The sequence below is a fragment of the Roseomonas gilardii subsp. gilardii genome (assembly GCF_023078375.1).
Taxonomy (GTDB): domain Bacteria; phylum Pseudomonadota; class Alphaproteobacteria; order Acetobacterales; family Acetobacteraceae; genus Roseomonas; species Roseomonas gilardii.
Genome location: NZ_CP095554.1, coordinates 2,285,620 through 2,306,643, shown reverse-complemented (window position 1 = coordinate 2,306,643; position 21,024 = coordinate 2,285,620). Strand labels below are relative to the sequence as shown.

Below are 21,024 nucleotides of genomic sequence, written 5' to 3'. Positions count from 1 at the left end.
CATGCAGGACCATCTCGGGCGCCCCCTGGTCGCCGTCACCGGCATCGGCGCCGTCACCCCGCTGGGCTTCGGCGTGGCGGAAAGCTGGTCCGCGCTGCTGGCCGGCCGTTCGGGCCTGCGCCGGATCACCCGCTTCCCCACCGAACACCTGCGGACCACCATTGCCGGCACGGTGGACCTGCCGGAGGAGGCCGGGCGCGAGCCCTTCTCCACCCCCGTCCGGGTGGAGCGCATCGCCGCGATCGCCGTGCAGGAAGCGCTGGAGATGGCCGCGCTGGGCCAGCCGGGCCGCTTTCCCGGGCCGCTCTTCCTCGGCATGCCGCCGGTGGAGATGGAATGGCCGGAGCGCTTCACCCTCGCCCGCGAGGCCGGCCCCGGCTATGCCGCGATGACGCTGGCGGCCATCGGCCATCCGGAGATTCACGAGCGCATCCTCTATGGCGGCATCGGTGAGCGCCTGGCCGAACGCTTCGGCACGCGCGGCGCTCCGGTGGCCATCACCACCGCCTGCGCCACCGGTGCCTCCTCGATCCAGCTCGCCGTCGAGGCGATCCAGCGCGGCGAGGCCACGGCCTGCATCGCGGTGGGCGCGGATGGCACGGTGCAGCCGGAATCGCTGATCCGCTTCTCGCTGCTTTCCGCCCTGTCCACCCGCAACGAGGAGCCGGAGAAGGCCTCCCGCCCCTTCGAGAAGAACCGTGCGGGCTTCGTGATGAGCGAGGGTGCGGCGGCGCTGGTGCTGGAGGATTACGACAGCGCCGTGGCGCGTGGCGCCCGCATCCTCGGCCTCGTCTCCGGCTGTGGAGAGCGGGCCGACAGCTTCCACCGCACCCGCTCCAATCCGGACGGCAACGCGGTGATCAGCGCCATGCGCGTGGCTCTGTCCGATGCCGGGCTGAAGCCCTGGGACATCTCCTATGTCAACGCGCACGGCACCGGCACGCCCGAGAACGACAAGATGGAGAATCTCGGCATGCGCGCCGTCTTCGGCGAGGACGCGCCGCCGATCTCCTCCAACAAGTCGATGATCGGCCACACCCTCTCGGCCGCCGGGGCGCTGGAGGCGCTGTTCTCGCTGCTCACCATCCGCGACGGCCGCCTGCCGCCCACCATCAACTATGACGAGCCCGATCCGAGCATCACCCTGGACGTGGTGCCGAATGTGGCGCGCGAGGCCCAGGTGACGCACGTGCTGTCCAATTCCTTCGGTTTCGGCGGGCAGAACACCTGCCTCGTCCTCTCGGCGGAGCCGCGCTGATGCGCTCCGGTCGTGGAACATCGAAGATGCGTAACGTGAACCGGAGTGCCCGCTGATGCGCGCCCTGCGCCTGCATGGCGACCGCGACCTGCGGATCGACGACATCGCCCCGCCTCCGCCGCCCGGCCCGGGCGAGGTGCAGATCCGTCCGCTGGCGGTGGCGCTGAACCATATCGATGTCTGGGGCTGGCGCGGCATGGCCTTCGCCAAGCGGAACCTGCCGCTGGTGACGGGCGCCGAGGCGGTGGCCGAGGTGGTCTCCGCCGGCGAGGGCGTGAGCGGCTGGAAGGTGGGCGACCGCGTGGCGCCCTATGGCGCGCTCACCTGCGGCCATTGCCGGGCCTGCCGCGAGGGGCGCGACAATCTCTGCGAGAATGTCGGCGGCGTGATGGGCTTCCATCTCGACGGCTTCGCGCAGGAACTGGTGAACATCCCGGCGCGGCTGCTGATCCGCGTGCCGGAGAATGTCGCCACGAACGATGCCGCCTGCGCCACCATCACCTTCTCCACCGTCGAGCACATGCTCTTCGACAATGCGAGGCTGGAGCCGGGCGAGACGATCCTGATCCAGGCCGCGGGCTCCGGCATCGGCACGGTGGCGATCAAGGAGGCCAAGGCGCTCGGCTGCACCGTCATCGCCACGGCGGGCGATGACGAGAAGTGCGAGAAGGCCAGGGCGCTCGGCGCCGACCATGTGGTGAACTACAACACCCAGAACTTCCCCACCGTCGCCCGGCGCGTGACCGGCAAGCGCGGCGTGGATGTGGTGTTCGAGCATGTCGGCGCCTCGACCTGGGCGGGTTCGCTGCTCTCGCTCAGGATGGGCGGGCGGCTGGTCACCTGCGGCTCGACCTCCGGCGTATCGGCCGAGACCAACCTGATGATGATCTTCCAGCGCCAGCTCCGGATCTTCGGCTCCTTCGGCGCCTCCATGCGCAACGTGGCCGACGGGCTGGCCAGGATGGCGGGCGGCATGACCCCGGTGCTGGACACGGTGATCCCGCTGGAACGCTTCACCGAGGGGCTGGACCGGCTCGAAAGCCGCCGCGTCTTCGGCAAGATCGTGGTGACGCTGTAAGCCCCGGCATCGTGACCCCGGAACTCCGCTACCGCTGGCGCAAGGCCCAGCTCCGCGCCCTCCGCTGGCGCGACGGCGCCCTGGCCCTGCTCGTGCGCGGCGCCTTCGCGGCCATGCGCGCCATGGGGCCGGACCGCGGTCCGCGCCTCGGCGCCGCCGTGGCCCGGAAGCTTGGCCCGTTGTTCAAACAGCACCGCATCGCGCTGGAGAACATCCGGGCCTCCTTCCCGGAAAAGGACGAGGCCTGGCACCTTCAGGTGGCGATGGAAGCCTGGGACAATCTCGGCCGCACCGCCTGCGAATACGTGCATCTGGGCGAGATCTGGGACCTGACCGAGGAGCGCCACCCGGGCGGCCGCGTGGAGATCGACGACGCGACCTATGATCGCTTCCGGCAGGTGCGCGAGAGCGGCGGGCCGGTGGTGGTCTTCGCCTCGCATCTCGCGAACTGGGAACTGCCGGCGGTGGCAGCGCGCAAGCACGGGCTGGACACGGCCGTGCTCTACCGGACGCCGAACAACAAGGCGATCGCCGAACTGATCACCGGCATGCGGCGCGACCTGATGGGCGAGATGGTGCCGGCCGGCATCACCGCCCCGACGAAACTGGCCAAGGTGCTGCAGGCCGGCGGCATCGTCGCCATGCTGGTGGACCAGCGTTTCAGCCGTGGCCCGGTGATCGATTTCCTAGGGCGCCCGACCCCGGCCAACCCCCTGCTCGCCAACCTGGCCCGGCGCTTCGACTGCCCGGTGCGCGGGGTGCGCGCCATCCGCCTGCCCGGCGGGCGCTTCCGCGTGGAGGTGACGGAGCCGCTGGAGCTGCCACGCGACGCGGAAGGACAGATCGACGTCGCGGCGGCGACGCAGGCCATGAACGACGTCATCGCCGGCTGGGTGCGCGAGCATCCGGGCCAGTGGCTCTGGATGCATCGCCGCTGGCGCTGAGCGCCGCGTGTTTCCGGCCGGTTTCCGCACCTGTGCCGGAATTTCAGCCAGCGATCACGCAGCACCGGAGCGCCGCCCCGGTTCTTTCATCGTCCACCAATTCTGGAGGATGACATGATCCGCAAACCCCTTCTTCCCCTGCTCCTGCTGGGCTCCACCGCCTTCGGCCTGCCCGCCTTCGCTGCCACGAACGGCACGGCGCAGGAGATGGGCCGCGAACCCGCCGCGACCGTGGCCAGCAACATCCTGCCGGCCGACACGCATGGCGTGGTCGCGCCCAGCCTGCCGGAACCGCGCTTCGGCGACGAGGCGCATCCCGCCCGCTACCTGCACGCGGCCCTGTCGGATCTCGACTCGCACCACACCGGCGCGGCGGAACAGGCGCTGGAAATGGCGGAAACCCGCCTGCTGGACCGTTCCGTGACGCCCGCACGGGCCGATATCCCTGACCATGCCCCGGTCGTGCGGATGATCTCCGACGCCCGCACGGCACTGGGCCAGGGCCGTCTGGACGAGGCGAGGCAGCACACGCATTCGGCCCTCGCCGCGCTGGAGGAGCACCGCGCGCCGGCGGGATGAGGTGCGTCACTCGCCAGGCTCCGGTGCCGTCTTCACGGAATCTTCGTGACCGGAGCCCTATTCCATCCGTCGTGACCGAAGCGGGACGACGATGGACGAGTTGCTCGCCGATTTCCTGACGGAAACCCATGAAGGGCTGGCGGCCCTCGACGACGCCCTGCTGCGGCTGGAGCGTGTGCCGGAGGACCGCCAGACCCTCTCCGAGGTCTTCCGCCTGGTGCATACGATCAAGGGCACCTGCGGCTTCCTCGGCCTGCCGAGGCTGGAACGCGTGGCCCATGCGGCGGAGAACGTCCTTGGGCGCTACCGCGACGGGCAGCTCCCCGTCACCTCGGCGGGCGTCACGCTGATCCTCTCGGCGCTGGACCGCGTGAAGCTCATCGTCGCCGGCATCGCCAGCACGGGGACGGAGGCGGAAGGGGACGATGCCGCGCTGCTGCATGCGCTGAACGAAGCCTATGAGGGACGGCTGGCCGAGCCCAGGGGAGCCGGGACCAGGGAATCAGGCGCCACGGAAACCGCCGCCGCGCCTTCGCCCGAACCCGCCGCCGAGGCCCCGGACGCCACGCCCGTCGCCGCCCAGCAGACCATCCGCGTGTCGGTGGAGGTGCTGGAGGAGCTGATGGTGCTGGTGAGCGAACTGGTGCTGACCCGCAACCAGCTCCTGCAAAGCGTGCGCGGGCGTGATGACGCCGCCCTGTCGGTGCCCTTGCAGCGGCTCTCCCACATCACCTCCGACCTGCAGGAAGGGGTGATGAAGACGCGCATGCAGCCGATCGGCAATGCCTGGCAGAAGCTGCCCCGGCTGGTGCGCGACCTGTCGCGCGAACTCGGCAAGCGCATCGAGCTGGAGATGCGCGGCGCCGAGACGGAGCTCGACCGGCAGGTGCTGGAGATGATCCGCGACCCGCTGACGCACATGGTCCGCAACAGCGCGGATCACGGACTGGAAACCGCCGAGCAGCGCCGCGCCGCCGGCAAGCCGGACACCGGCCGCATCCTGCTCAATGCCTATCACGAGGGCGGCCACATCGTCATGGAAGTGGGCGATGACGGCCGTGGCCTGGCGCTGGAGCGTATCCGCGCCAAGGCGCTGTCGCAGGGCCTGGTGACGGAAGCCGAGCTCGCGGCGATGAGCGAGCGCGACGTGCAGCGGCTGATCTTCCACCCCGGCTTCTCCACCGCCGCCGCCGTCACCGCCGTATCCGGCCGCGGCGTCGGCATGGATGTGGTGAAGACCAACATCGAGCGCATCGGCGGCACGGTCGAGGTGCGGTCGCGCGAGGGCAAGGGGAGCACCTTCGTGGTGAAGATCCCGCTGACCCTGGCCATCGTCTCCGCACTCGTGGTCCAGGCGGGGAGCGAGCGCTTCGCCATCCCGCAGATCGGCGTGCTGGAACTGGTGCGCGTGGGCAGCAGCGGCGCCCGGATCGAACGCATCAAGGACGCCGCCGTGCTGCGGCTGCGCGACCGGCTGCTGCCGCTGGTCTCCCTGTCCGGCCTGCTGCGGCTGGATGGCGGGGCGGGCGAGGATGGCGGCTTCGTCGTCGTGACCCAGCTCGGCAGCGACCTCTTCGGCATCATCGTGGACCGGATCTTCGATGCCGAGGAGATCGTGGTGAAGCCGGTGGCGCCGATCCTGCGGCACCTCACCGTCTTCAGCGGCAACACCATCCTGGGCGACGGCACCGTCATCATGATCGCCGACCCCGCCGGAATCGCACGCGCCGCCGGCATCGGCGGCGACCGTGGCCTGGAGGCGGAGCGCAAGCCCGCCCCGGCGCGCACCACCAGCACGGCCTCGGCCCTGCTCCTCTTCACCGCCGGCGACGCCACGCCCAAGACGGTGCCGCTCGCCCTGGTGTCGCGGCTGGAGGACATCCCGGCGGAGCGCATCGAGGTCTCGGGGGGCCGCTGGATGACGCAGTATCGCGGCCGGCTGATGCCGCTGGTGCCGCTCTCTCCGGGATGGAGCCCGGGCCACGCCGGGACGCGCCAGGCGGTGCTGGTCTTCACCGAGCATGACCGCGTCATGGGGCTCATGGTGGACAGCATCCTGGATGTCGTCGAGGAGAGGCTGCGGATCGAGCAGGCCTCGACCTGCCCCGGCTATCTCGGCACGGCGGTGATCGCCGGCCGCGCCACGGAGGTGCTGGATTGCGCCTGGTGGCTGGAACAGGGTGGGGAAGGCTGGTTCGAGACCGCTGCCGCCCGGACCCGCCTCCTGCTCGTCGAGGACAGCGCCTTCTTCCGTGGCGTCGTCGGGCCCATGCTGTCCGCCGCGGGCTATCAGGTCACGGCGGTGGCGAACGGGGCGGAAGCGCTCCGGCTGCGGGAGGCGGAGGAGAGCTTCGACGCCATCGTCTCCGATATCGAGATGCCGGAGCTGGGCGGCATCGAACTGGCCCGCACGCTGCGCCAGGGTGGCGCCTGGGCCGGCCTGCCGATGATCGCGCTCAGCTCGCGCACCACGCCGGAGGCGATCCGCCAAGCGCGCGAGGCAGGCTTCACGGACTATGTCGGCAAGCTCGACCGGGAGGGCCTGCTTGCCTCCCTGCGGCAATGCCTTGGCACCCCGACACAATGGCCCGCCATGGCGACGGAATGAGGAGACAGCCATGAGCATGACCAAGGCGGATCGCCTGCCCCCTTCCCGGGAAATGCCCTCCGGGGAAACCGAGGTCTTCCTGACCCTGACCGTGGGCGGCCAGCTCTGCTGCGTGCCGGTCCAGCGTGTCCGGGATGTCCTGCTGCCGCAGGCCACCACGCCGATCCCGCTGGCGCCGCCCGAGATCGCCGGCAGCCTGAACCTGCGGGGCCGCATCGTCACGGCGATGGACCTGCGGCGACGGCTCCACCTGCCCGCCCGCCCAGCCGACGCGCCCGGCCCCATGGCGGTGGTGGTGGAACAGGGCAGCGAGCTCTACGCGCTGCTGGTGGACAGTGTCGGCGATGTCGTGCCGCTGGCCTTGGGGGAGGCGGCGCCCAACCCGCCGACCCTGGAGCCGCTCTGGCGCGAGACCGCACGGGGCGTCTTCCGCGGCATGGCGGGCGAGGAGGGGCAGCTCCTGGTCCTGCTGGATGTCGATCGCCTCCTCGCGATCGGATGAGGAGGCAGAGATGCCCGATTGCCTGGTGGTGGATGACAGCCGCGTGGTGCGCAGGGTCGCACGCGGGATGCTGGAGCGGTTCGGCTTCACGGTGCGCGAGGCGGAGGACGGGGCGGCCGCCCTGCGCGCCTGCCAGGCGGCACGGCCCGACCTGATCCTGCTCGACCGCAACATGCCGGTGATGGATGGCCTGGAATGCCTGCGCGCATTGCGGCGGGATCTCGGCGAGGCCTGTCCGCCGGTCATGTTCTGCACCACCGAGGCCAGCCTGCCCCGGATCATGGAAGCGCTGGAGGCCGGGGCGCGGGAATACATCATGAAGCCTTTCGACGAGGCGATCCTGGCCGACAAGCTGGCGGTGATGGGCTTCGCCCCGGCTGGCGGAGCCGCGTGAGCGCTTCCTCCGTGCGGGTTATGCTGTGCGACGACAGCCTGACGGTCCGCGCCGCCTTCAGCCGCATCCTGGAGGCCGATCCCGGCCTGCGCATCGTCGCCCGGGCGGGCGACGGGCGCGCCGCCCTCGCCGCCTTCGCCGCCCTGCCCCCCGCCGAGCGGCCGGAGGTGGTGCTGCTCGACCTGGAGATGCCCGTGATGGACGGGATGACCGCCCTGCCCCTGCTGCTGCGCTGCGAGCCGCGCCCCAGCGTCATCGTCGCCTCCTCGCTGACGCAGCGCGGCGCGGCGATGGCCATGGCGGCGCTGCGGGCCGGGGCCGTGGACTACATGCCCAAGCCCATGGCCGCCGCGGGCGGCATGGCCGATCAGGCCTTCCGCACGGAACTGGTGGAGAAGGTCAGGGGCTGGGCCCGCATGCGCCGGAACGCGCCACGGCCTCCCGCCCTGCCGCCCCCGCCACCGCAGCGCGCGCGGCAGGAGGCGCAGGTATTGGCGATCGGCAGTTCCACTGGCGGGCCGCAGGCCCTGGCGGCGCTGCTGCGCGGGCTGCGCAGCCCGCCGCCGGTGCCCGTCCTGGCTGTGCAGCACATGCCGGCGGGCTTTCCCTCCATGCTGGCGGACCATCTGTCGCGCCTGGGGGTCCTGCCGGTGCGTGAGGCCCGCGACGGCGAGGTCCTGCGGCCGGGGCAACTTTATCTCGCCCCGGGGGACCGCCACCTGCTGGCGGTGCGCGACGGCGGGGCGCTCCTGGCCCGGCTGAGCGATTCGCCGCCCGAGAACTTCTGCCGCCCGGCGGTGGACCCGATGCTGCGCAGCCTGGTCGCCGCCTGCCAGGGCCGCGTCCTGGCGGTGATCCTCACCGGCATGGGCTCGGATGGCCTGGCCGGCAGCCGCGCGGTGGCGGCGACGGGCGGCACCGTCCTGGCGCAGGACGAAGCGTCCTCGGTGGTCTGGGGCATGCCCGGCGCCGTGGCCCGGGCCGGCCTCGCGGAGGTGCTGCTGCCGCCGGAGGGGCTGGCGGAACGGCTGCGGCAACAGCGCTGGGCACCGCCGCCCAGCGGCCCGGCGGGGGTGCGGACATGAGCGCCACGGCCCTGTCGGTCATCGCCGCACTGGTGCAGGCGCGTTCCGGCATCGTGCTGGGGGAGGACAAGGGATACATGCTGGAAACCCGGCTGGCCCCCCTGCTCCGCCGCCATGGGCTGGGCGACCTGCGGCTCCTGGCCAGCCGGTTGCAGGCCCCGGGTGCCCAGGGGCTGGCGCAGGAGGTCACGGAGGCGCTGACCACCAACGAATCCTCCTTCTTCCGGGACGGCAAACCCTTCGACCATCTGCGCCGCGCGCTGCCCGGGCTGGCGGCCGCGCGGCCCCCGGGGCAGAAGCTGCGCATCTGGTCCGCCGCCTGTTCCACGGGGCAGGAAGCCTATTCGATCGCCATGATCCTGGACGAGTTGCAGGGCCGGATGGGTGGGCGGGGCTGCGAGATCCTCGGCACCGATCTGAGCCGCGAGGTGGTCGCCCGCGCGCAGGAGGGCGTCTTCAGCCAGTTCGAGGTGCAGCGGGGCCTGCCGATCCAGCTCCTGGTGAAGTATTTCCGGCAGGAAGGCACGCTGGCGCGCTTCGCCGGAACTGCGCGCCCGCGTGCGCTTCATGGAAGGCAACCTGCTGGAGGATCTGCGCGGGCTGGGCCGTTTCGACGTGATCTTCTGCCGGAACGTGCTGATCTATTTCGACATGCCGACGAAGCGGCATGTGCTGGAGGCGCTGGCCGGGCGCCTGGCGCCGGATGGCCTGCTGTATCTGGGTGGGGCCGAAACGGTCCTCGGCGTGACCGATGGCCTGGTGCCCGTGCCCGGTGAGCGCGGGCCGCACCGGCTGCGCGGCGCCGCTGCCGTACCGACGCGGTAGGGCGGCGCCATCGCGCGATGGATACAAAAGCCCCCTTGCCCTGGTCCGCCCCTTTCAGGCGGCGACGAGGGGGATCTTAGGGGTTTCCTCGGCCTTCTGCGCCTTTCCGGCCCGGGGATTGCCCACCGGGTCCCGCAGCACATAGCCGCGGCCCCAGACCGTGCCGATCAGGTCGGAACAGCCCGCCTGGGCCAGCTTCTTGCGCAGCTTGCAGATGAAGACGTCGATGATCTTCACCTCCGGTTCATCCATGCCGCCATAGAGGTGGTTGAGGAAGGCTTCCTTTGTCAGCACCGCGCCCTTGCGCAGGGTCAGGAGTTCCAGCGTTGCGTATTCCTTGCTGGTCAGATGGACCGGCCGGCCGCTCACCGTCACCTCGCGGGAGGCAAGGTCGAGCGTCATGTTGCCCACCGTCAGACTGGGCTGCGCGAAGCCCTTGGCGCGGCGCACGATGGCCTGGATGCGGGCAATCAGCTCCTGCTGGTCGAAGGGCTTCACGATGAAGTCGTCGGCCCCCATGCCGAAGCCCTTCACCTTCGCCTGCGGCCGGGAAAGGCCAGAGAGGATCAGCACCGGGGTCTCGATGCGCGCAGCCCGCAGCCGGCGCACGACCTCATAGCCCTCCATATCCGGAAGCATCAGATCCTGGATGACGATGTCGTAGTCATAGAGGCGGGCCAGTTCCATCGCTTCCTCGCCCGTATCGGCCGTGTCCACGATCATCGAGGCCGATTTCAGCATCAGGGAGATGCCGCGGGCGGTTGTGAGATCATCCTCAACCAGAAGAACTCGCATCTTTTTTGCTCCACATCCTATGCGTGCATTTGGCCTCATAATTCGGAAACTGAAAAGGGTCATTTTAGAGATGAAGCGAATGAAGACATGAGACGGATATCATAAAAGATATGGACTCCTTTGGCTCGTTGCCGCCACGCCTCCTGGCCCTTTCAAATTTAATCAAGCAAAAACAAAATATTATTAGGCATGGAACGGTGGAATCCATGCTGTCGCAGGGGCTGACTCTGTCCGGCTTCCATCCACCCCTCCCGATCGGCTCTCAGTTCCAGATAATCTCCAATAATGGTGATTGTATCAAATTAGAATCCATTGCTGCAAATTCTGGAAGAATCCATGCCGCCCTGGACCGCAGGCCGGACGGAGTGGCCGTCGGTGACGTGGTCCGGTTCGACGGGGAGGCCGGAATCGCCCCTTCCGACGGCTGGCTCGGGCGGGTGGTGAATGCCCGTGGGCGTCCCATGGATGGCGGGCCGAATCTGCCGTCGGGCGCCCGGTCACGCCGCCTCCATGCGGCACCGCCCCTGGCCGGGCTGCGCCAGCGCCTGGGGGACAGGATCGACCTGGGCGTCCGCGCGCTCGACCTTTTCGCCACCTGTCGGCGCGGCCAGCGGCTGGGCCTCTTCGCTGCTTCGGGCGTCGGCAAATCGACGCTGATGTCGATGCTGGCGCGGGGCGCCGATTGCGACGTGGCGGTGATCTGCCTGGTGGGGGAACGGGGGCGCGAGTTGCGGGAGTTCCTGGAGGACGATCTCGGGCCGGAGGGCCGGGCGCGCAGCGTGGTGGTCTGCGCCACCTCCGATGCCTCGCCGATGGAACGCCGCGACGCCGCCCTGGCGGCGATGACCATCGCCGAGCATTTCCGTGACGAGGGACGGCGCGTGCTGCTGCTGATGGACAGCGTCACCCGCTTCGCCATGGCGCTGCGGGAGATCGGGCTCGCGGCCGGCGAGCCCCCCGCCACGAAGGGCTATCCTCCCTCTGTCTTCGCGGAGCTGCCGCGCCTGCTCGAACGCGCCGGCATGGCGGCGGAGGGCGCGGGCGGCGGCAGCATCACGGGGCTCTTCACCGTGCTGGTGGAGGGCGACGACCATGACGAGCCGGTGGCCGATGCCGTGCGCGGCATCCTCGATGGCCATGTCGTGCTCGACCGTGCCATCGGCGAGGCGGGGCGCTACCCGGCGGTGGACGTGCTGCGCTCACTGTCGCGCACCTCCCCGGGCTGCCTGCGTGCGGAGGAACGGCCCCTGCTGGCGCGGGCGCGGAGGATTTTGTCGCTGCACCGGGACATGGCGGATCTGGTGCGGCTGGGGGCCTATCGCGCCGGCAGCGACCCGGCGGTGGACGAGGCCATCCGCCTGGCGCCCCGCATCGAGGCCGTGCTGGCCCAGGGCAAGGAGGAGCGTGGCACGGTGGAGGATGCCTTTCTGCGGCTGGCCAGCGCGCTGGAGGGCGCGTGAGCCGGCCGGGCGCGCGCGATCCCCTGGCCGTGCTGCGGCGGCTGCGGGCGATGGAGGTGGAGCAGGCGAAGCGCATCTTCGGCGACCGCCTGTCGCGGCTCTCCGCCGCGGAGCAATCCGCCCAGGCGGCGGCGGAGGTCCTGCGGCGCGAGGCGACACTGGCCGCCGAACCGCGCGACCATGCGGCCTGGCTCCCCCTCGGGCTGCGGCAAAGAGACGAGGCCACGCAGGCCGCCCGGCGGGCGGAAGCCGCCGCGGAGCAGGCGCGGACGGCGCTGGCGACGGCCCGCGCCGCGGAACGGGCGGTGGAGCGGTTGCAGGAGAAGCGGGAGACCGAGGCCGGGCGCCGCGCCGCGAAGGCGGAGCGTCAGGCGCTCGATGCGGCGGGGCTTCGCGGCAAGACGGGCTGAAACCAGCCCGCCGGTGAGAGGGCGGCGCCCACCCCTGGTGTCGTCAGAGCGGCAGCAGGCTCAGCCCGTCGATCCCGCCGGTTCCGGACGGCACCATGTCCAACCGGCAGGCCGCCGTTTCCGCCAGGGTGACCAGAAGCGGCGCGAGCACCTCGCGCGGGCCGCTCACCGTCTCTCCCGCCAGGACCAGGGCCAGGCCGGGGGGCCAGTGGGCGTTCCGCCCTTCCGGCACCACCAGGAGGGCGCCGGCGCCGCCGGAAAGCCGCACCTTTCCGCCGCGCGGCAGGGCCTCGCCACCCAGCATGGCGGCCGCCAGCGCCGCGCGGGCCATGGTGGCGGGCAGTTCCCCGCCCTCCATGCCGGACAGGTCGGCGGAAACGCGGCCGCCGCCGAAGCCGCCGGCCAGCAGGGCGTCCAGGCCCTCCCGGTCCAGCGGGCCGGCACCGGCGCCGGCCAGGGCGCGCCAGAGCCGTAGCCGGCCTTCCAGCACCTCGGCGCTTTCGCGGGCCACCAGAGCGGCCTCGTCCATCGGCCCGATCAGGTCGAGCGCACCGGACACACTGCCCAGGGGTCCGCCCAGGTCATGGCAGAGGCGGGCGCAGAGATCCTGGGTCAGGGATAGGTCGAATCGCATTCCGGCATCGGTCCCGTGGGAAAGCATGCTCTCTGGCGGATCGGCGGTTGCCGCAAGATGAACGCCTGCCTTTCCTTCCGCCGCCGTGACGGCCCGCGTCATGGACACTGGGTGCGGGCCGGTGCCATGCTCTGGACATGTCCAGCGCCAACAGCGATCTGATCGAGCCCGGAATGCGCGTGCGGCATCCGTCGCGCCCCGACTGGGGCACCGGCCAGGTGCAGTCCGTGACCGGGGAGCGTGTGACGGTCAACTTCGAACATGCCGGCAAGCTGCTGATCAACACGCTGCATGTGACGCTGGAAATCGTGTCGGATCATTAAGGGATCCTGGGAAGGGCCCCAGCCCTCCCGGACGGTGCGGCCCTTGCGGCGGCCGTCCCGTCCCGCCACATCGGGGGACCAGCCGCCGCCGTTCCGCCGGGTCCATCAACAGACGCCAAGGCCATCGTGTCCGACCTGACCTTTCCCTTTCCTGCCGACACCGCCCCCGCTGGGGTGGCGCCCCTGCCGATGGAAGATCCCTTCGGGCGGCGCATCAGCTATCTGCGCGTTTCGGTCACGGATCGTTGCGACCTGCGTTGCGTCTATTGCATGGCGGAGGACATGACCTTCCTGCCGAAGGCGGAAGTCCTCGGCCTGGAGGAATTGGAGAAGCTCTGCGGCGCCTTCATCGACCTGGGGGTGGAGCGCATCCGGCTGACCGGCGGCGAACCGCTGGTCCGGCGCAACGTGATCTCCCTTTTCCGCGCTCTGGGCGCGCGGCTGAACGGCGGTGGGCTGCGGGAGCTGACGGTCACCACCAACGGCACGCAGCTCACGAAGCTGGCGGACGATCTCTACGATGCCGGGGTGCGGCGGGTGAACGTCTCGCTCGACACGCTGGACCCGGGCACCTTCCGCGCGGTCACGCGCTGGGGAAAGCTGGACCAGACGCTGGACGGCATCTTCGCCGCCAAGGCCGCCGGCCTCGCCGTGAAGATCAACGCCGTGGCGCTGAAGGATGTGAACGAGGCCGAGTTCGACCGCATGATCGCCTGGTGCGGCGAGCACGGCTTCGACCTCACCCTGATCGAGACCATGCCGCTGGGGGAGATCGGCGGCGACCGCACCGACCAGTACCTGCCGCTCTCCCTGGTGCGGTCGCGCCTGCGGCGGAACTGGACGCTGGAGGAGAGCGACCACCGCACCGGCGGCCCGGCGCGTTACTACCGCGTGGCGGAGACCGGCGGCCGCCTCGGCTTCATCACGCCGCTGACCCACAATTTCTGCGAGAGCTGCAACCGGGTCCGCCTCACCTGCACGGGCACGCTCTACATGTGCCTGGGGCAGGAGGATGCGGCGGACCTGCGCCGCCCGCTGCGCGACCCGGCGCTCGGGGAGGCCGGATTGCGCGAGGCGATCCGCGATGCCATCGCCCGCAAGCCCAAGGGACATGACTTCGTGATTGACCGGAGGCAGGCTCGTCCTGCACTGCATCGTCACATGTCCGTCACCGGGGGCTGAGCGTGCCGTCCGAATTGATCCATTCCCTTGCGATACCGGGCCTGCCCGAATGGTCGGGCCTCGTGGTCGCCCTGCTGCTGCTGCTGGCGGCGATCGCCTTCCTGCTGATGCCCTTCAGCGTCTTCGGCGTGAAGGGTCGGCTGGAATCGCTGGAGGCACAGCTCGACGAGATCCAGGACGATATCCGCGCCCTGGCCATGCGCCTGCCGGAACTGCCCTCCTCGCGCCGCCTCACGCCCGAGGAAGGCTGGGAAAGCCCGCCCTCGATGCGGGCCACCCCGCCGCGCGACATCCGGCCGGTCCGCACCACGCCGCCCGTGCCGCCGCCGCCGGAGGTGCCGGGCGCCCGCGGCTACCGGCAGGAGCCGCGGCTGCGCTGAGGGCGTGGCCAGCCCCGCGCCCGTTTCCGGGTGCCTTTCCGGGCGCCGGGACGGTTCCGCTTCGCCCGCCTCCGCCGTGGAAGCCCTGGGTTTCCGTCCGGGGCGCGGATTCATGCGCCCGGGCGATGCCGTTCCGGAGCGATCTGCCCTAGGTTACGCCCATGCCGCCCAAGCGTGCCCCAGAGACATCCCGGGAGACATCCCGCGCCGCGCCGGATCTGTTCGGCCAGCCTCCCGCCTCCGGGCCGGACCCCGCCGGGGATGTGCCCCCCTCCGCCACGGCGCCCCTGGCCGACCGCCTGCGCCCGCGCCGCCTGTCGGAGGTGGTCGGGCAGGACCACCTGCTCGGCCCGCAGGGCAGCCTGCGCCGGATGCTCGACCGCAACGCCCTGGCCTCGCTGATCCTGTGGGGGCCGCCCGGGGTGGGGAAGACCACCATCGCGCGCCTGCTGGCCGATGAGGCCGGGCTGCGCTTCGCGCCGCTCTCGGCGGTCTTTTCCGGCGTCGCCGATCTCAAGCGCGCCTTCGACGAGGCCCGCGCCCGGCGTCAGAATGGCCAGGGCACGCTGCTTTTCGTGGATGAGATCCACCGCTTCAACCGGGCGCAGCAGGACGGTTTCCTGCCGGTGGTGGAGAACGGCACGGTGGTGCTGGTCGGCGCCACCACGGAGAACCCGTCCTTCGCCCTGAACGGCGCGCTGCTCTCGCGCTGCCAGGTGCTGGTGCTGCGGCGGCTGGACGATGCGGCGCTGGACCTGCTGCTGGACCGCGCCGCGGAGGAGGCGGGGCGCCCCCTGCCGCTGGACGAGGCGGCGCGGGCCGCGCTGCGCGCCATGGCCGATGGCGACGGGCGCTACCTGCTGAACATGGCGGAACAGCTCCTTGCCCTGCCCGAGGACACGGCGCCGCTGGATGCGCGGGGGCTGTCGGAGCTGCTGGCGAAGCGTGCCGCGCTCTACGACAAGGACCGGGAGGAGCATTTCAACCTCATCTCCGCCCTGCACAAGTCGTTGCGGGGCTCGGACCCGGATGCCGCGCTCTACTGGTTCGCGCGCATGGTCCGGGGCGGGGAGGACCCGCGCTACATCGCCCGCCGCCTGCTGCGCTTCGCCTCGGAGGATATCGGCGCCGCCGATCCCGCCTCGCTGCACCTCGCTTTGGCGGCCTGGCAAGCCTATGAGCGGCTCGGCTCGCCGGAAGGGGAGCTGGCGCTGGCGCAGCTCGTGCTGCATCTGGGCGCGGCGCCCAAGTCCAACGCCGCCTATGTCGCCTGGAAGGAAGCCCAGGCCGCGGCGGCCGAGACGGGCAGCCTGATGCCGCCCGCCCATATCCTGAACGCGCCCACGAAGCTGATGAAGCAGCTCGGCTACGGCCATGGCTATGCCTATGACCACGACCAGGAGGATGCCTTCTCCGGCCAGGACTACTTCCCCGAGGGGATGGCGCGGCGCCGCTTCTACCGCCCCACCGACCGGGGCGCGGAGGCCCGGGTGGCGGCACGGCTGGAGCAGTGGGAGGAGCTGCGGGCGGCGCGGCGCGGCGAGGGGCAGCCTCCGGAAGACTGATGCGGAGCCGGTGCGAGCGGCGGGAGGCATGGCCCCCGGGCGTGCCGCGGTCTGGTGCCGGTGCTGTCAGCCCCCGGCGTAATGGGTTCGGAGCCTTCCGCCATGCGTGCTGGTTCAGGCTTTAGGATTTTAGCGTTTTAGGATTTTAGCCCTTTATGCGTCCGAATGGATGCAGGTCGTCGCTTGGCCTGGCGATGGCCTGCGCTGGACGTGTGTCGGCTGTTGATTTTATTCCCATAGCGCGGGCGGAACTCGGGACGCAAGGGGTGTGTGGCCCGGAGCAAGGCTCCACCGCCTTTCGGCGTCGAAGCCTTCCGCCGTTCGCGGGATGCCGGCCGCCGCGCTTCAGCCGGGCCGCCGCATGTCGAAGCGGTTGTCGGGCCCGATCGCGGCATAGGCGCTCGGGCCGCCGGCGCGCAGGATCACCCCGGCGCCGAAGGTGTCGAAGATGCCGTCCTTCAGCAGGCTGCGGCGGATATGCACCGCGACCACCTCGCCGAGCACCAGCCAGGCCCGGGCGGGGTCGCCGCGATATCCCTTGAGCTGGACGATCTCGGAGACCTTGCATTCGAACTGCACCGGGCTGGCCGCCACACGCGGCGGCGCGACGAGGCGGGAGGGCGCCTTCTCCAGCCCGGCCAGGGCGAATTCGTCGGTGCCGTAGGGCACCGGGGCGCAGCTCGCATTCATCGCCCCGGCCAGCTCGCGCGTCGCCAGGTTCCAGACGAATTCCCCGGTTTCCCGCGTGTTGCGCAGGCTGTCCTTCGCTCCGGTGGAGGAGAAGCCGATGATCGGCGGCGTGTAGCAGAAGGCGTTGAAGAAGCTGTAGGGCGCGAGGTTGACGCTGCCGTCCCGGCCCTGGGTGGAGACCCAGCCGATGGGGCGCGGGCCGACAATGGCGTTGAAGGGGTCGTGCGGCAGGCCGTGGCCCTTCGCCGGCTCGTAGAAATGGGTGTCGTCCTGCTGGCTCATGGGCGGGGGCCTTGCTCCGGTGCTGGGGCCGAACCTGCCCCGGTTCGGCCGGCTTGGCGAGGCGGGGGCGAGGCGGGCCGGCTTCCCGCGCGCCCCCGCGTCACGGCGGGCTGTGCCCGGGCCCGGGCGATGCTAAACCCGCCCGGTCATGACCGTTTCCACCCGATCCGTCGCACCGGACGAGGCCGACCTGCGCCTCGACCGCTGGTTCCGCCGGCACTATCCCGCCCTGACCCAGGGCGCCCTGCAGAAGATGCTGCGCACCGGGCAGATCCGCGTCGACGGCAAGCGGGCCGAGACCGGCACGCGCCTCGCGCCCGGGCAGGAGATCCGCATCCCGCCCATGCCCAGCGCCCCGGCGCCGAAGCCGGTCCGCGAGGTCTCGGAACGCGACGCGGCGATGCTGGAGCGCATGGTGATCTACCGCGACAACAGCGTGATCGCCCTCGACAAGCCGCATGGGCTGGCGGTCCAGGGCGGGCCGGGCATCACCCGCAACCTCGACGCCATGCTGGACGCGCTGCGCTTCGGCTCGGAGGAACGGCCGAGGCTGGTCCACCGGCTGGACCGCGACACGTCCGGCGTGCTGCTGCTGGCCCGCACCGCCGCCGCCGCCGCGAAGCTGGCCGCCGCCTTCCGCGGGCGTGATGCGGAGAAGACCTACTGGGCCGTGGTCGCCGGGGTGCCTACCCCGCGCGAGGGGCGGATCAACATGCCGCTCGCCAAGCAGGCCGGTGCCCGTGGCGAGCGCACCGCCCCGGCCGAGGATGGCGAGGGCACCCGCGCCATCACCGACTACCGCACCGTGGACGCGGCGCGCGGCCATGCGGCCTGGCTGGAGATGAACCCGCTCACCGGCCGCACGCACCAGCTCCGCGTGCATGCCGCCTCGGCGCTGAAATGCCCGATCGTGGGCGATGGCAAGTATGGCGGCTCGGCGGCGCATCTGGAGGACCTGTCCGGCCAGTTGCACCTGCATGCCCGCGCCATCGCCGTGCCGCATCCCGAGGGCGGGCGGCTGGAGGTGGCGGCGCCGCTGCCACCGCACATGAACGAGACCTTCGTTTTCCTTGGCTTCGACCGGCCGAAGACACCGCGCGCCCGCTGGATCCGCGGGTGATGGCCACGCCCGAGGCGCCGATGGATGGGTGGCGCCCCCCGGCGAGCCCCCGGGGGAGTCACCGGAGGGGTCTGCCGGGAAGCCCCGGCGGCGGCGCGGCTGGTGGATCGCGGGCGGGGTGGTCCTGGCCCTGCCGCTGCTGGGCTATGCCACCCTGTCGGTGCTGCTGGACGGAGAGAGCCTGCGCCAGCGGGTGGAAAGCGCGGTCACTGCCGCCACCGGGCGCCGCCTCACCCTGTCCGGGCCCGTGGGGCTGAAGCTGGCCCTGGTCCCGACCGTGGTGCTGGAGGGGCCGCGCTTCGCCAATGCCCCGGGCGGCTCGCAGCCGGAGATGTTCACCGCCCGCCGCGTGGAGGCGGAGGTGGCGCTGCTGCCGCTCCTGTCGCAGCGGCTGGAGGTCCGGCACCTGACGGTGGTGGAGCCGCAACTGCTGCTGGAGACCGATGCCTCCGGGCAGCCCAACTGGCGCTTCCACGCCGCCGGCCCGGCGCAGGCGGCGCAGCCCACCGCGCCCGAAGCCTCGCCAGCGGCGGGCGGAGTACCCGGGGGCGGGCATGCCGCCCGGGGCTATGTGGTGGAGCTGCGCCAGGTGGAACTGCGCGGCGGCCGGGCGGTCTGGCACGACATGCGTTCCGGCCTCACCGAGCAGCTGGACCTGCCAAGGCTGGCCCTGCGCACCGATGGCGACGGCACGCTCCGCATGGCCGGCGATATCGGCTTCCAGGGCCTCGCCCTGTCGCTCGATGCGCGCGGCGGCACCCTGTCCGGCCTGCGTTCCGCCTTGTCGGGACGGGCGCCGGCACCGGCCGCCGGACAGCCAGTCACCGGCTGGCCCATCGATGCCTCCCTGTCCGGCGAAGGGATACAGGCGCAGCTTTCGGGCAACTTCTCCGGCAGCCTCTGGTCCGGCCGGCTGAGGGTTTCCGCCGACAGCTCCGCGCGGCTGGCGATGCTGGTGCCGGGGCTGAGGCTGCCGCCGGCCGAGGATCTGGCCCTCGACATGGACCTCGCGCCCGGGGGGCCGAGCGCGATCCGCCTCGCCGCCGGCAAGGTGGACCTGCCCCAACGCGACACCGGGCCGGATCTCTCGCTGGGACCGGTCACGGTCACCGCGCCGGATCTCGACGGCCGGGTCGCCGCCACCGGCGAGGCCCAGATCGGCGATCTGCCGCTGAGCTGGAAGGCCGACCTGCCGCCGCCCCGCGCGGTGCAGTCCGGCCGGGGCCCCTGGCCGCTGCAGGTCTGGGTGACGGGCGAGGACCTCGCCCTTTCCCTGGGCGGCACGCTGGCGGGGCCGGGGATCGAAGGCGCGGCGCTGGACCTGTCCCTGAAGACGCAGGACCTCCGCACCCTCGGGCAGCGGGCGCGCCTGCCCCTGCCCGGCCTGCGGGGACTGGAGGCCAGCACGCATCTGGTGGGCGAGGCGGAGGGATGGATCGGGCTGCGGAGCCTCGCCCTGCGCGCGGAGCAGGCCGAGGCGGCGGGCGGGCTGCGCCTGCGGCCCGGCGCCGTGCCGGCGCTGGACGGGCAGATCGACATCGCGCGGCTCGACCTCGATGCCATCCCGCCGCCGCTGCCACCCGCCCCGGCCCCGAACGCGGACCAGGCTGCGGGCCAGGCCCAGGATTCCGGCGGCGCCACGCCCGCCGCCCCGGCCTCCCCCGCGCCGCCCGCCCTGCCCGCCGGAAGCCGCAAGGTCATTCCCGACCTGCCGGTGCCGCTGGAGCGCCTCGCCGCGCTGGAGGCCGATCTGCGCATCCGCCTCGGCCTGCTGCGCGCCGCCCGGCTGGACTGGCGCAACGGCGAGATGGTGCTGGCCGTGCATGGCGGGCGGCTGCTGGCCGAGCCGCTGGCCGTGGACGGGCCGGGCGGCCGGATCGCCCTGCGCGTGGCGGCGGATGGCGCGGCCAGCCCCCTGGCCTGGATGTTTCCGTCCGCGCGCCCTCGCTCGACCTCTCGGCGCTGGTCCCCGCCCTGCTCCCTTCCATGGGCCGGGCCGGAGGCCAGCCGGGTAGCCAACCGGGTGGCGCCAGCGGCATGCTCGATGCCGAGACCGCGCTTTCCACCAGGGGCAGGACGCTGCGCGAGATGGCGGCCGGGCTGAACGGCTCGCTGGGCCTCGCCTTGGCCGATGGGCGGGTGGATATCAGCCTGCTCGACGCGGTCGCGGGGGACCTGCGCCGCCTGCTGCTGCCCAATGCCCCGCGCAATGGCAGCGAGGCGCTGCGCTGCCTCGCTTTGCGCCTCCAGGCCCGGGACGGCGTGGTCCATGCCCAGGCGATGCTGCTGGAGACCGACATCGCCAGCGTGCTCGGCTCCGGCTCGGTGGATCTGCGGCAGGAGCGGCTGGACCTGCGGCTGCTGCCGCGCGCGCGCATCGGCGGCGTCGGCCTGGCCATCCCGGTGGTGGTGGACGGCGCCCTGGCGCAGCCGCGCCTGCGCGCCGATCCGCAGGGCGCGGCAAGCGCCGGCGCCGCGATCCTGAGCGAGCTGTCGAGCCACCGGGGCGATGCCGGGGGCGATTCCGCGGGCGAGGCCGGCAAGGCGCTGGGGCAGGCTCTCGGCCAGATCTTGGGCCAGACCTTGGGCGAGGGCGACGAGGCCGGTTGCGCCGCGCAGCTCCGCATCGCCCGGGATGGCCGCGAAGGGCCGGTGCCGGCCCCGCCCGCGCAGGAGAACCGCTCCGGCGGCGTCGGCGACCTGCTGCGCGGCCTGCTGCGGCGCTGATGCTCCCCGGGGCAGCCGCATTTGGCCCGGCGCCGATCTGGTCTAGATCAGGAGGTGGAGTCCGCTGTCCCTTTCGGGGAACTTCCCGGCCGTCCGAGGGTCCGGTGGGTTTCCGCGGAACGGGCGGACCGGTGGAGAGTTGGACATGTCTGGCGAAGCGACCCATGAGGAGGGGCGCTGCCG

The 21,024-nt window shown here is 71.8% G+C and carries 20 protein-coding genes and 1 pseudogene; 18 read left to right on the top strand and 3 right to left on the bottom strand.

Annotation, left to right across the window (positions count from 1 at the left end):
- Window position 1: 1 nt before the first annotated feature.
- The 9 genes and pseudogenes from MVG78_RS10345 (at window position 2) to MVG78_RS10305 (ending at window position 9,273) form a co-directional block, all read left to right on the top strand.
- A complete protein-coding gene (locus tag MVG78_RS10345) occupies window positions 2–1,258 on the top strand; it encodes a beta-ketoacyl-ACP synthase (protein WP_247560399.1) in 1,257 nt (418 codons plus the stop codon).
- Between the two features lie 55 nt (window positions 1,259–1,313).
- Window positions 1,314–2,336: a zinc-binding dehydrogenase gene (locus MVG78_RS10340; RefSeq protein WP_247551230.1), complete on the top strand. Its 1,023-nt coding sequence runs from the start codon at window positions 1,314–1,316 to the stop codon at window positions 2,334–2,336.
- Between the two features lie 11 nt (window positions 2,337–2,347).
- Window positions 2,348–3,280, top strand: coding sequence for a lipid A biosynthesis lauroyl acyltransferase (locus MVG78_RS10335; protein WP_247551228.1), 933 nt, complete (start codon window positions 2,348–2,350; stop codon window positions 3,278–3,280).
- A gap of 114 nt (window positions 3,281–3,394) precedes the next feature.
- Window positions 3,395–3,859, top strand: a complete 465-nt coding sequence (locus MVG78_RS10330) for a hypothetical protein (RefSeq protein WP_247551226.1) — start codon at window positions 3,395–3,397, stop codon at window positions 3,857–3,859.
- Window positions 3,860–3,950: 91 nt separating this feature from the next.
- The gene (locus tag MVG78_RS10325) at window positions 3,951–6,467 is read left to right on the top strand and encodes a hybrid sensor histidine kinase/response regulator (RefSeq protein WP_247551224.1); all 2,517 of its coding nucleotides are present in this window, start codon (window positions 3,951–3,953) and stop codon (window positions 6,465–6,467) included.
- 10 nt (window positions 6,468–6,477) lie between these two features.
- Window positions 6,478–6,969, top strand: coding sequence for a chemotaxis protein CheW (locus tag MVG78_RS10320; protein ID WP_428480638.1), 492 nt, complete (start codon window positions 6,478–6,480; stop codon window positions 6,967–6,969).
- A 10-nt stretch (window positions 6,970–6,979) separates the two neighbouring features.
- Window positions 6,980–7,363, top strand: coding sequence for a response regulator (locus tag MVG78_RS10315; RefSeq protein ID WP_247551222.1), 384 nt, complete (start codon window positions 6,980–6,982; stop codon window positions 7,361–7,363).
- On the top strand, window positions 7,360–8,448 hold the full coding sequence (gene cheB / locus MVG78_RS10310) for a chemotaxis-specific protein-glutamate methyltransferase CheB (protein ID WP_428480637.1): 1,089 nt from the start codon (window positions 7,360–7,362) through the stop codon (window positions 8,446–8,448). The genes MVG78_RS10315 and cheB overlap by 4 nt, the downstream gene beginning before the upstream one ends.
- Window positions 8,445–9,273, top strand: a pseudogene (locus MVG78_RS10305) (CheR family methyltransferase). The gene cheB and the pseudogene MVG78_RS10305 overlap by 4 nt, the downstream one beginning before the upstream one ends.
- 54 nt (window positions 9,274–9,327) lie before the next feature.
- Here the strand turns inward: MVG78_RS10305 and ctrA are convergent.
- Window positions 9,328–10,068, bottom strand: coding sequence for a response regulator transcription factor CtrA (gene ctrA / locus MVG78_RS10300; protein ID WP_247551220.1), 741 nt, complete (start codon window positions 10,066–10,068; stop codon window positions 9,328–9,330).
- A 110-nt stretch (window positions 10,069–10,178) separates the two neighbouring features.
- Here ctrA and MVG78_RS10295 point away from each other — a divergent pair, with 110 nt between their 5' ends.
- Both MVG78_RS10295 and MVG78_RS10290 read left to right on the top strand, forming a co-directional pair.
- On the top strand, window positions 10,179–11,528 hold the full coding sequence (locus MVG78_RS10295) for a FliI/YscN family ATPase (protein WP_428480636.1): 1,350 nt from the start codon (window positions 10,179–10,181) through the stop codon (window positions 11,526–11,528).
- Entirely contained in the window at window positions 11,525–11,938 is a 414-nt protein-coding gene (locus MVG78_RS10290; protein WP_247551218.1) for a hypothetical protein, read from the top strand. The genes MVG78_RS10295 and MVG78_RS10290 overlap by 4 nt, the downstream gene beginning before the upstream one ends.
- 43 nt (window positions 11,939–11,981) lie before the next feature.
- Here MVG78_RS10290 and MVG78_RS10285 read toward each other — a convergent pair whose 3' ends face one another.
- The gene (locus tag MVG78_RS10285) at window positions 11,982–12,572 is read right to left on the bottom strand and encodes a histidine phosphotransferase family protein (protein ID WP_247551216.1); all 591 of its coding nucleotides are present in this window, start codon (window positions 12,570–12,572) and stop codon (window positions 11,982–11,984) included.
- A gap of 137 nt (window positions 12,573–12,709) precedes the next feature.
- Here MVG78_RS10285 and MVG78_RS10280 point away from each other — a divergent pair, with 137 nt between their 5' ends.
- The 4 genes from MVG78_RS10280 to MVG78_RS10265 all read left to right on the top strand — a co-directional run bounded on the left by MVG78_RS10280 (window position 12,710) and on the right by MVG78_RS10265 (window position 16,022).
- Complete coding sequence (locus MVG78_RS10280; RefSeq protein ID WP_247551214.1) at window positions 12,710–12,895, top strand: DUF3553 domain-containing protein; 186 nt, start codon at window positions 12,710–12,712, stop codon at window positions 12,893–12,895.
- A 189-nt stretch (window positions 12,896–13,084) separates the two neighbouring features.
- On the top strand, window positions 13,085–14,077 hold the full coding sequence (gene moaA, locus MVG78_RS10275; protein WP_247560392.1) for a GTP 3',8-cyclase MoaA: 993 nt from the start codon (window positions 13,085–13,087) through the stop codon (window positions 14,075–14,077).
- A gap of 14 nt (window positions 14,078–14,091) precedes the next feature.
- Window positions 14,092–14,457 carry a hypothetical protein gene (locus tag MVG78_RS10270; protein WP_247551212.1) on the top strand — a complete coding sequence of 122 codons (366 nt, stop codon included), beginning with the start codon at window positions 14,092–14,094 and terminating at the stop codon, window positions 14,455–14,457.
- A gap of 161 nt (window positions 14,458–14,618) precedes the next feature.
- Window positions 14,619–16,022, top strand: coding sequence for a replication-associated recombination protein A (locus MVG78_RS10265; RefSeq protein WP_247551210.1), 1,404 nt, complete (start codon window positions 14,619–14,621; stop codon window positions 16,020–16,022).
- Window positions 16,023–16,367: 345 nt separating this feature from the next.
- Here the strand turns inward: MVG78_RS10265 and MVG78_RS10260 are convergent, their stop codons facing one another.
- The gene (locus MVG78_RS10260; RefSeq protein ID WP_247551208.1) at window positions 16,368–16,994 is read right to left on the bottom strand and encodes a flavin reductase family protein; all 627 of its coding nucleotides are present in this window, start codon (window positions 16,992–16,994) and stop codon (window positions 16,368–16,370) included.
- 148 nt (window positions 16,995–17,142) lie between these two features.
- Here MVG78_RS10260 and MVG78_RS10255 point away from each other — a divergent pair, with 148 nt between their 5' ends.
- The 3 genes from MVG78_RS10255 to MVG78_RS22165 all read left to right on the top strand — a co-directional run bounded on the left by MVG78_RS10255 (window position 17,143) and on the right by MVG78_RS22165 (window position 20,841).
- Complete coding sequence (locus tag MVG78_RS10255; protein WP_247551206.1) at window positions 17,143–18,114, top strand: RluA family pseudouridine synthase; 972 nt, start codon at window positions 17,143–17,145, stop codon at window positions 18,112–18,114.
- A 118-nt stretch (window positions 18,115–18,232) separates the two neighbouring features.
- Entirely contained in the window at window positions 18,233–20,218 is a 1,986-nt protein-coding gene (locus MVG78_RS22170; protein ID WP_486969864.1) for an AsmA family protein, read from the top strand.
- Complete coding sequence (locus tag MVG78_RS22165; protein ID WP_486969863.1) at window positions 20,152–20,841, top strand: hypothetical protein; 690 nt, start codon at window positions 20,152–20,154, stop codon at window positions 20,839–20,841. The genes MVG78_RS22170 and MVG78_RS22165 overlap by 67 nt, the downstream gene beginning before the upstream one ends.
- The last annotated feature ends 183 nt before the right edge of the window (window positions 20,842–21,024 follow it).

Excerpts from the sequence above, each read along its gene's own strand:
- MVG78_RS10345 (WP_247560399.1), top strand. The coding sequence starts at position 2 with ATGCAGGACCATCTCGGGCGCCCCCTGGTCGCCGTCACCGGCATCGGC.
- MVG78_RS10340 (WP_247551230.1), top strand. The coding sequence starts at position 1,314 with ATGCGCGCCCTGCGCCTGCATGGCGACCGCGACCTGCGGATCGACGAC.
- MVG78_RS10330 (WP_247551226.1), top strand. The coding sequence starts at position 3,395 with ATGATCCGCAAACCCCTTCTTCCCCTGCTCCTGCTGGGCTCCACCGCC.
- MVG78_RS10325 (WP_247551224.1), top strand. The coding sequence starts at position 3,951 with ATGGACGAGTTGCTCGCCGATTTCCTGACGGAAACCCATGAAGGGCTG.
- MVG78_RS10320 (WP_428480638.1), top strand. The coding sequence starts at position 6,478 with ATGAGCATGACCAAGGCGGATCGCCTGCCCCCTTCCCGGGAAATGCCC.
- MVG78_RS10315 (WP_247551222.1), top strand. The coding sequence starts at position 6,980 with ATGCCCGATTGCCTGGTGGTGGATGACAGCCGCGTGGTGCGCAGGGTC.
- ctrA (WP_247551220.1), bottom strand. The coding sequence starts at position 10,068 with ATGCGAGTTCTTCTGGTTGAGGATGATCTCACAACCGCCCGCGGCATC.
- MVG78_RS10295 (WP_428480636.1), top strand. The coding sequence starts at position 10,179 with ATGGACTCCTTTGGCTCGTTGCCGCCACGCCTCCTGGCCCTTTCAAAT.
- MVG78_RS10285 (WP_247551216.1), bottom strand. The coding sequence starts at position 12,572 with ATGCGATTCGACCTATCCCTGACCCAGGATCTCTGCGCCCGCCTCTGC.
- MVG78_RS10280 (WP_247551214.1), top strand. The coding sequence starts at position 12,710 with ATGTCCAGCGCCAACAGCGATCTGATCGAGCCCGGAATGCGCGTGCGG.
- moaA (WP_247560392.1), top strand. The coding sequence starts at position 13,085 with ATGGAAGATCCCTTCGGGCGGCGCATCAGCTATCTGCGCGTTTCGGTC.
- MVG78_RS10265 (WP_247551210.1), top strand. The coding sequence starts at position 14,619 with ATGCCGCCCAAGCGTGCCCCAGAGACATCCCGGGAGACATCCCGCGCC.
- MVG78_RS10260 (WP_247551208.1), bottom strand. The coding sequence starts at position 16,994 with ATGAGCCAGCAGGACGACACCCATTTCTACGAGCCGGCGAAGGGCCAC.
- MVG78_RS10255 (WP_247551206.1), top strand. The coding sequence starts at position 17,143 with ATGACCGTTTCCACCCGATCCGTCGCACCGGACGAGGCCGACCTGCGC.
- MVG78_RS22165 (WP_486969863.1), top strand. The coding sequence starts at position 20,152 with ATGCTCGATGCCGAGACCGCGCTTTCCACCAGGGGCAGGACGCTGCGC.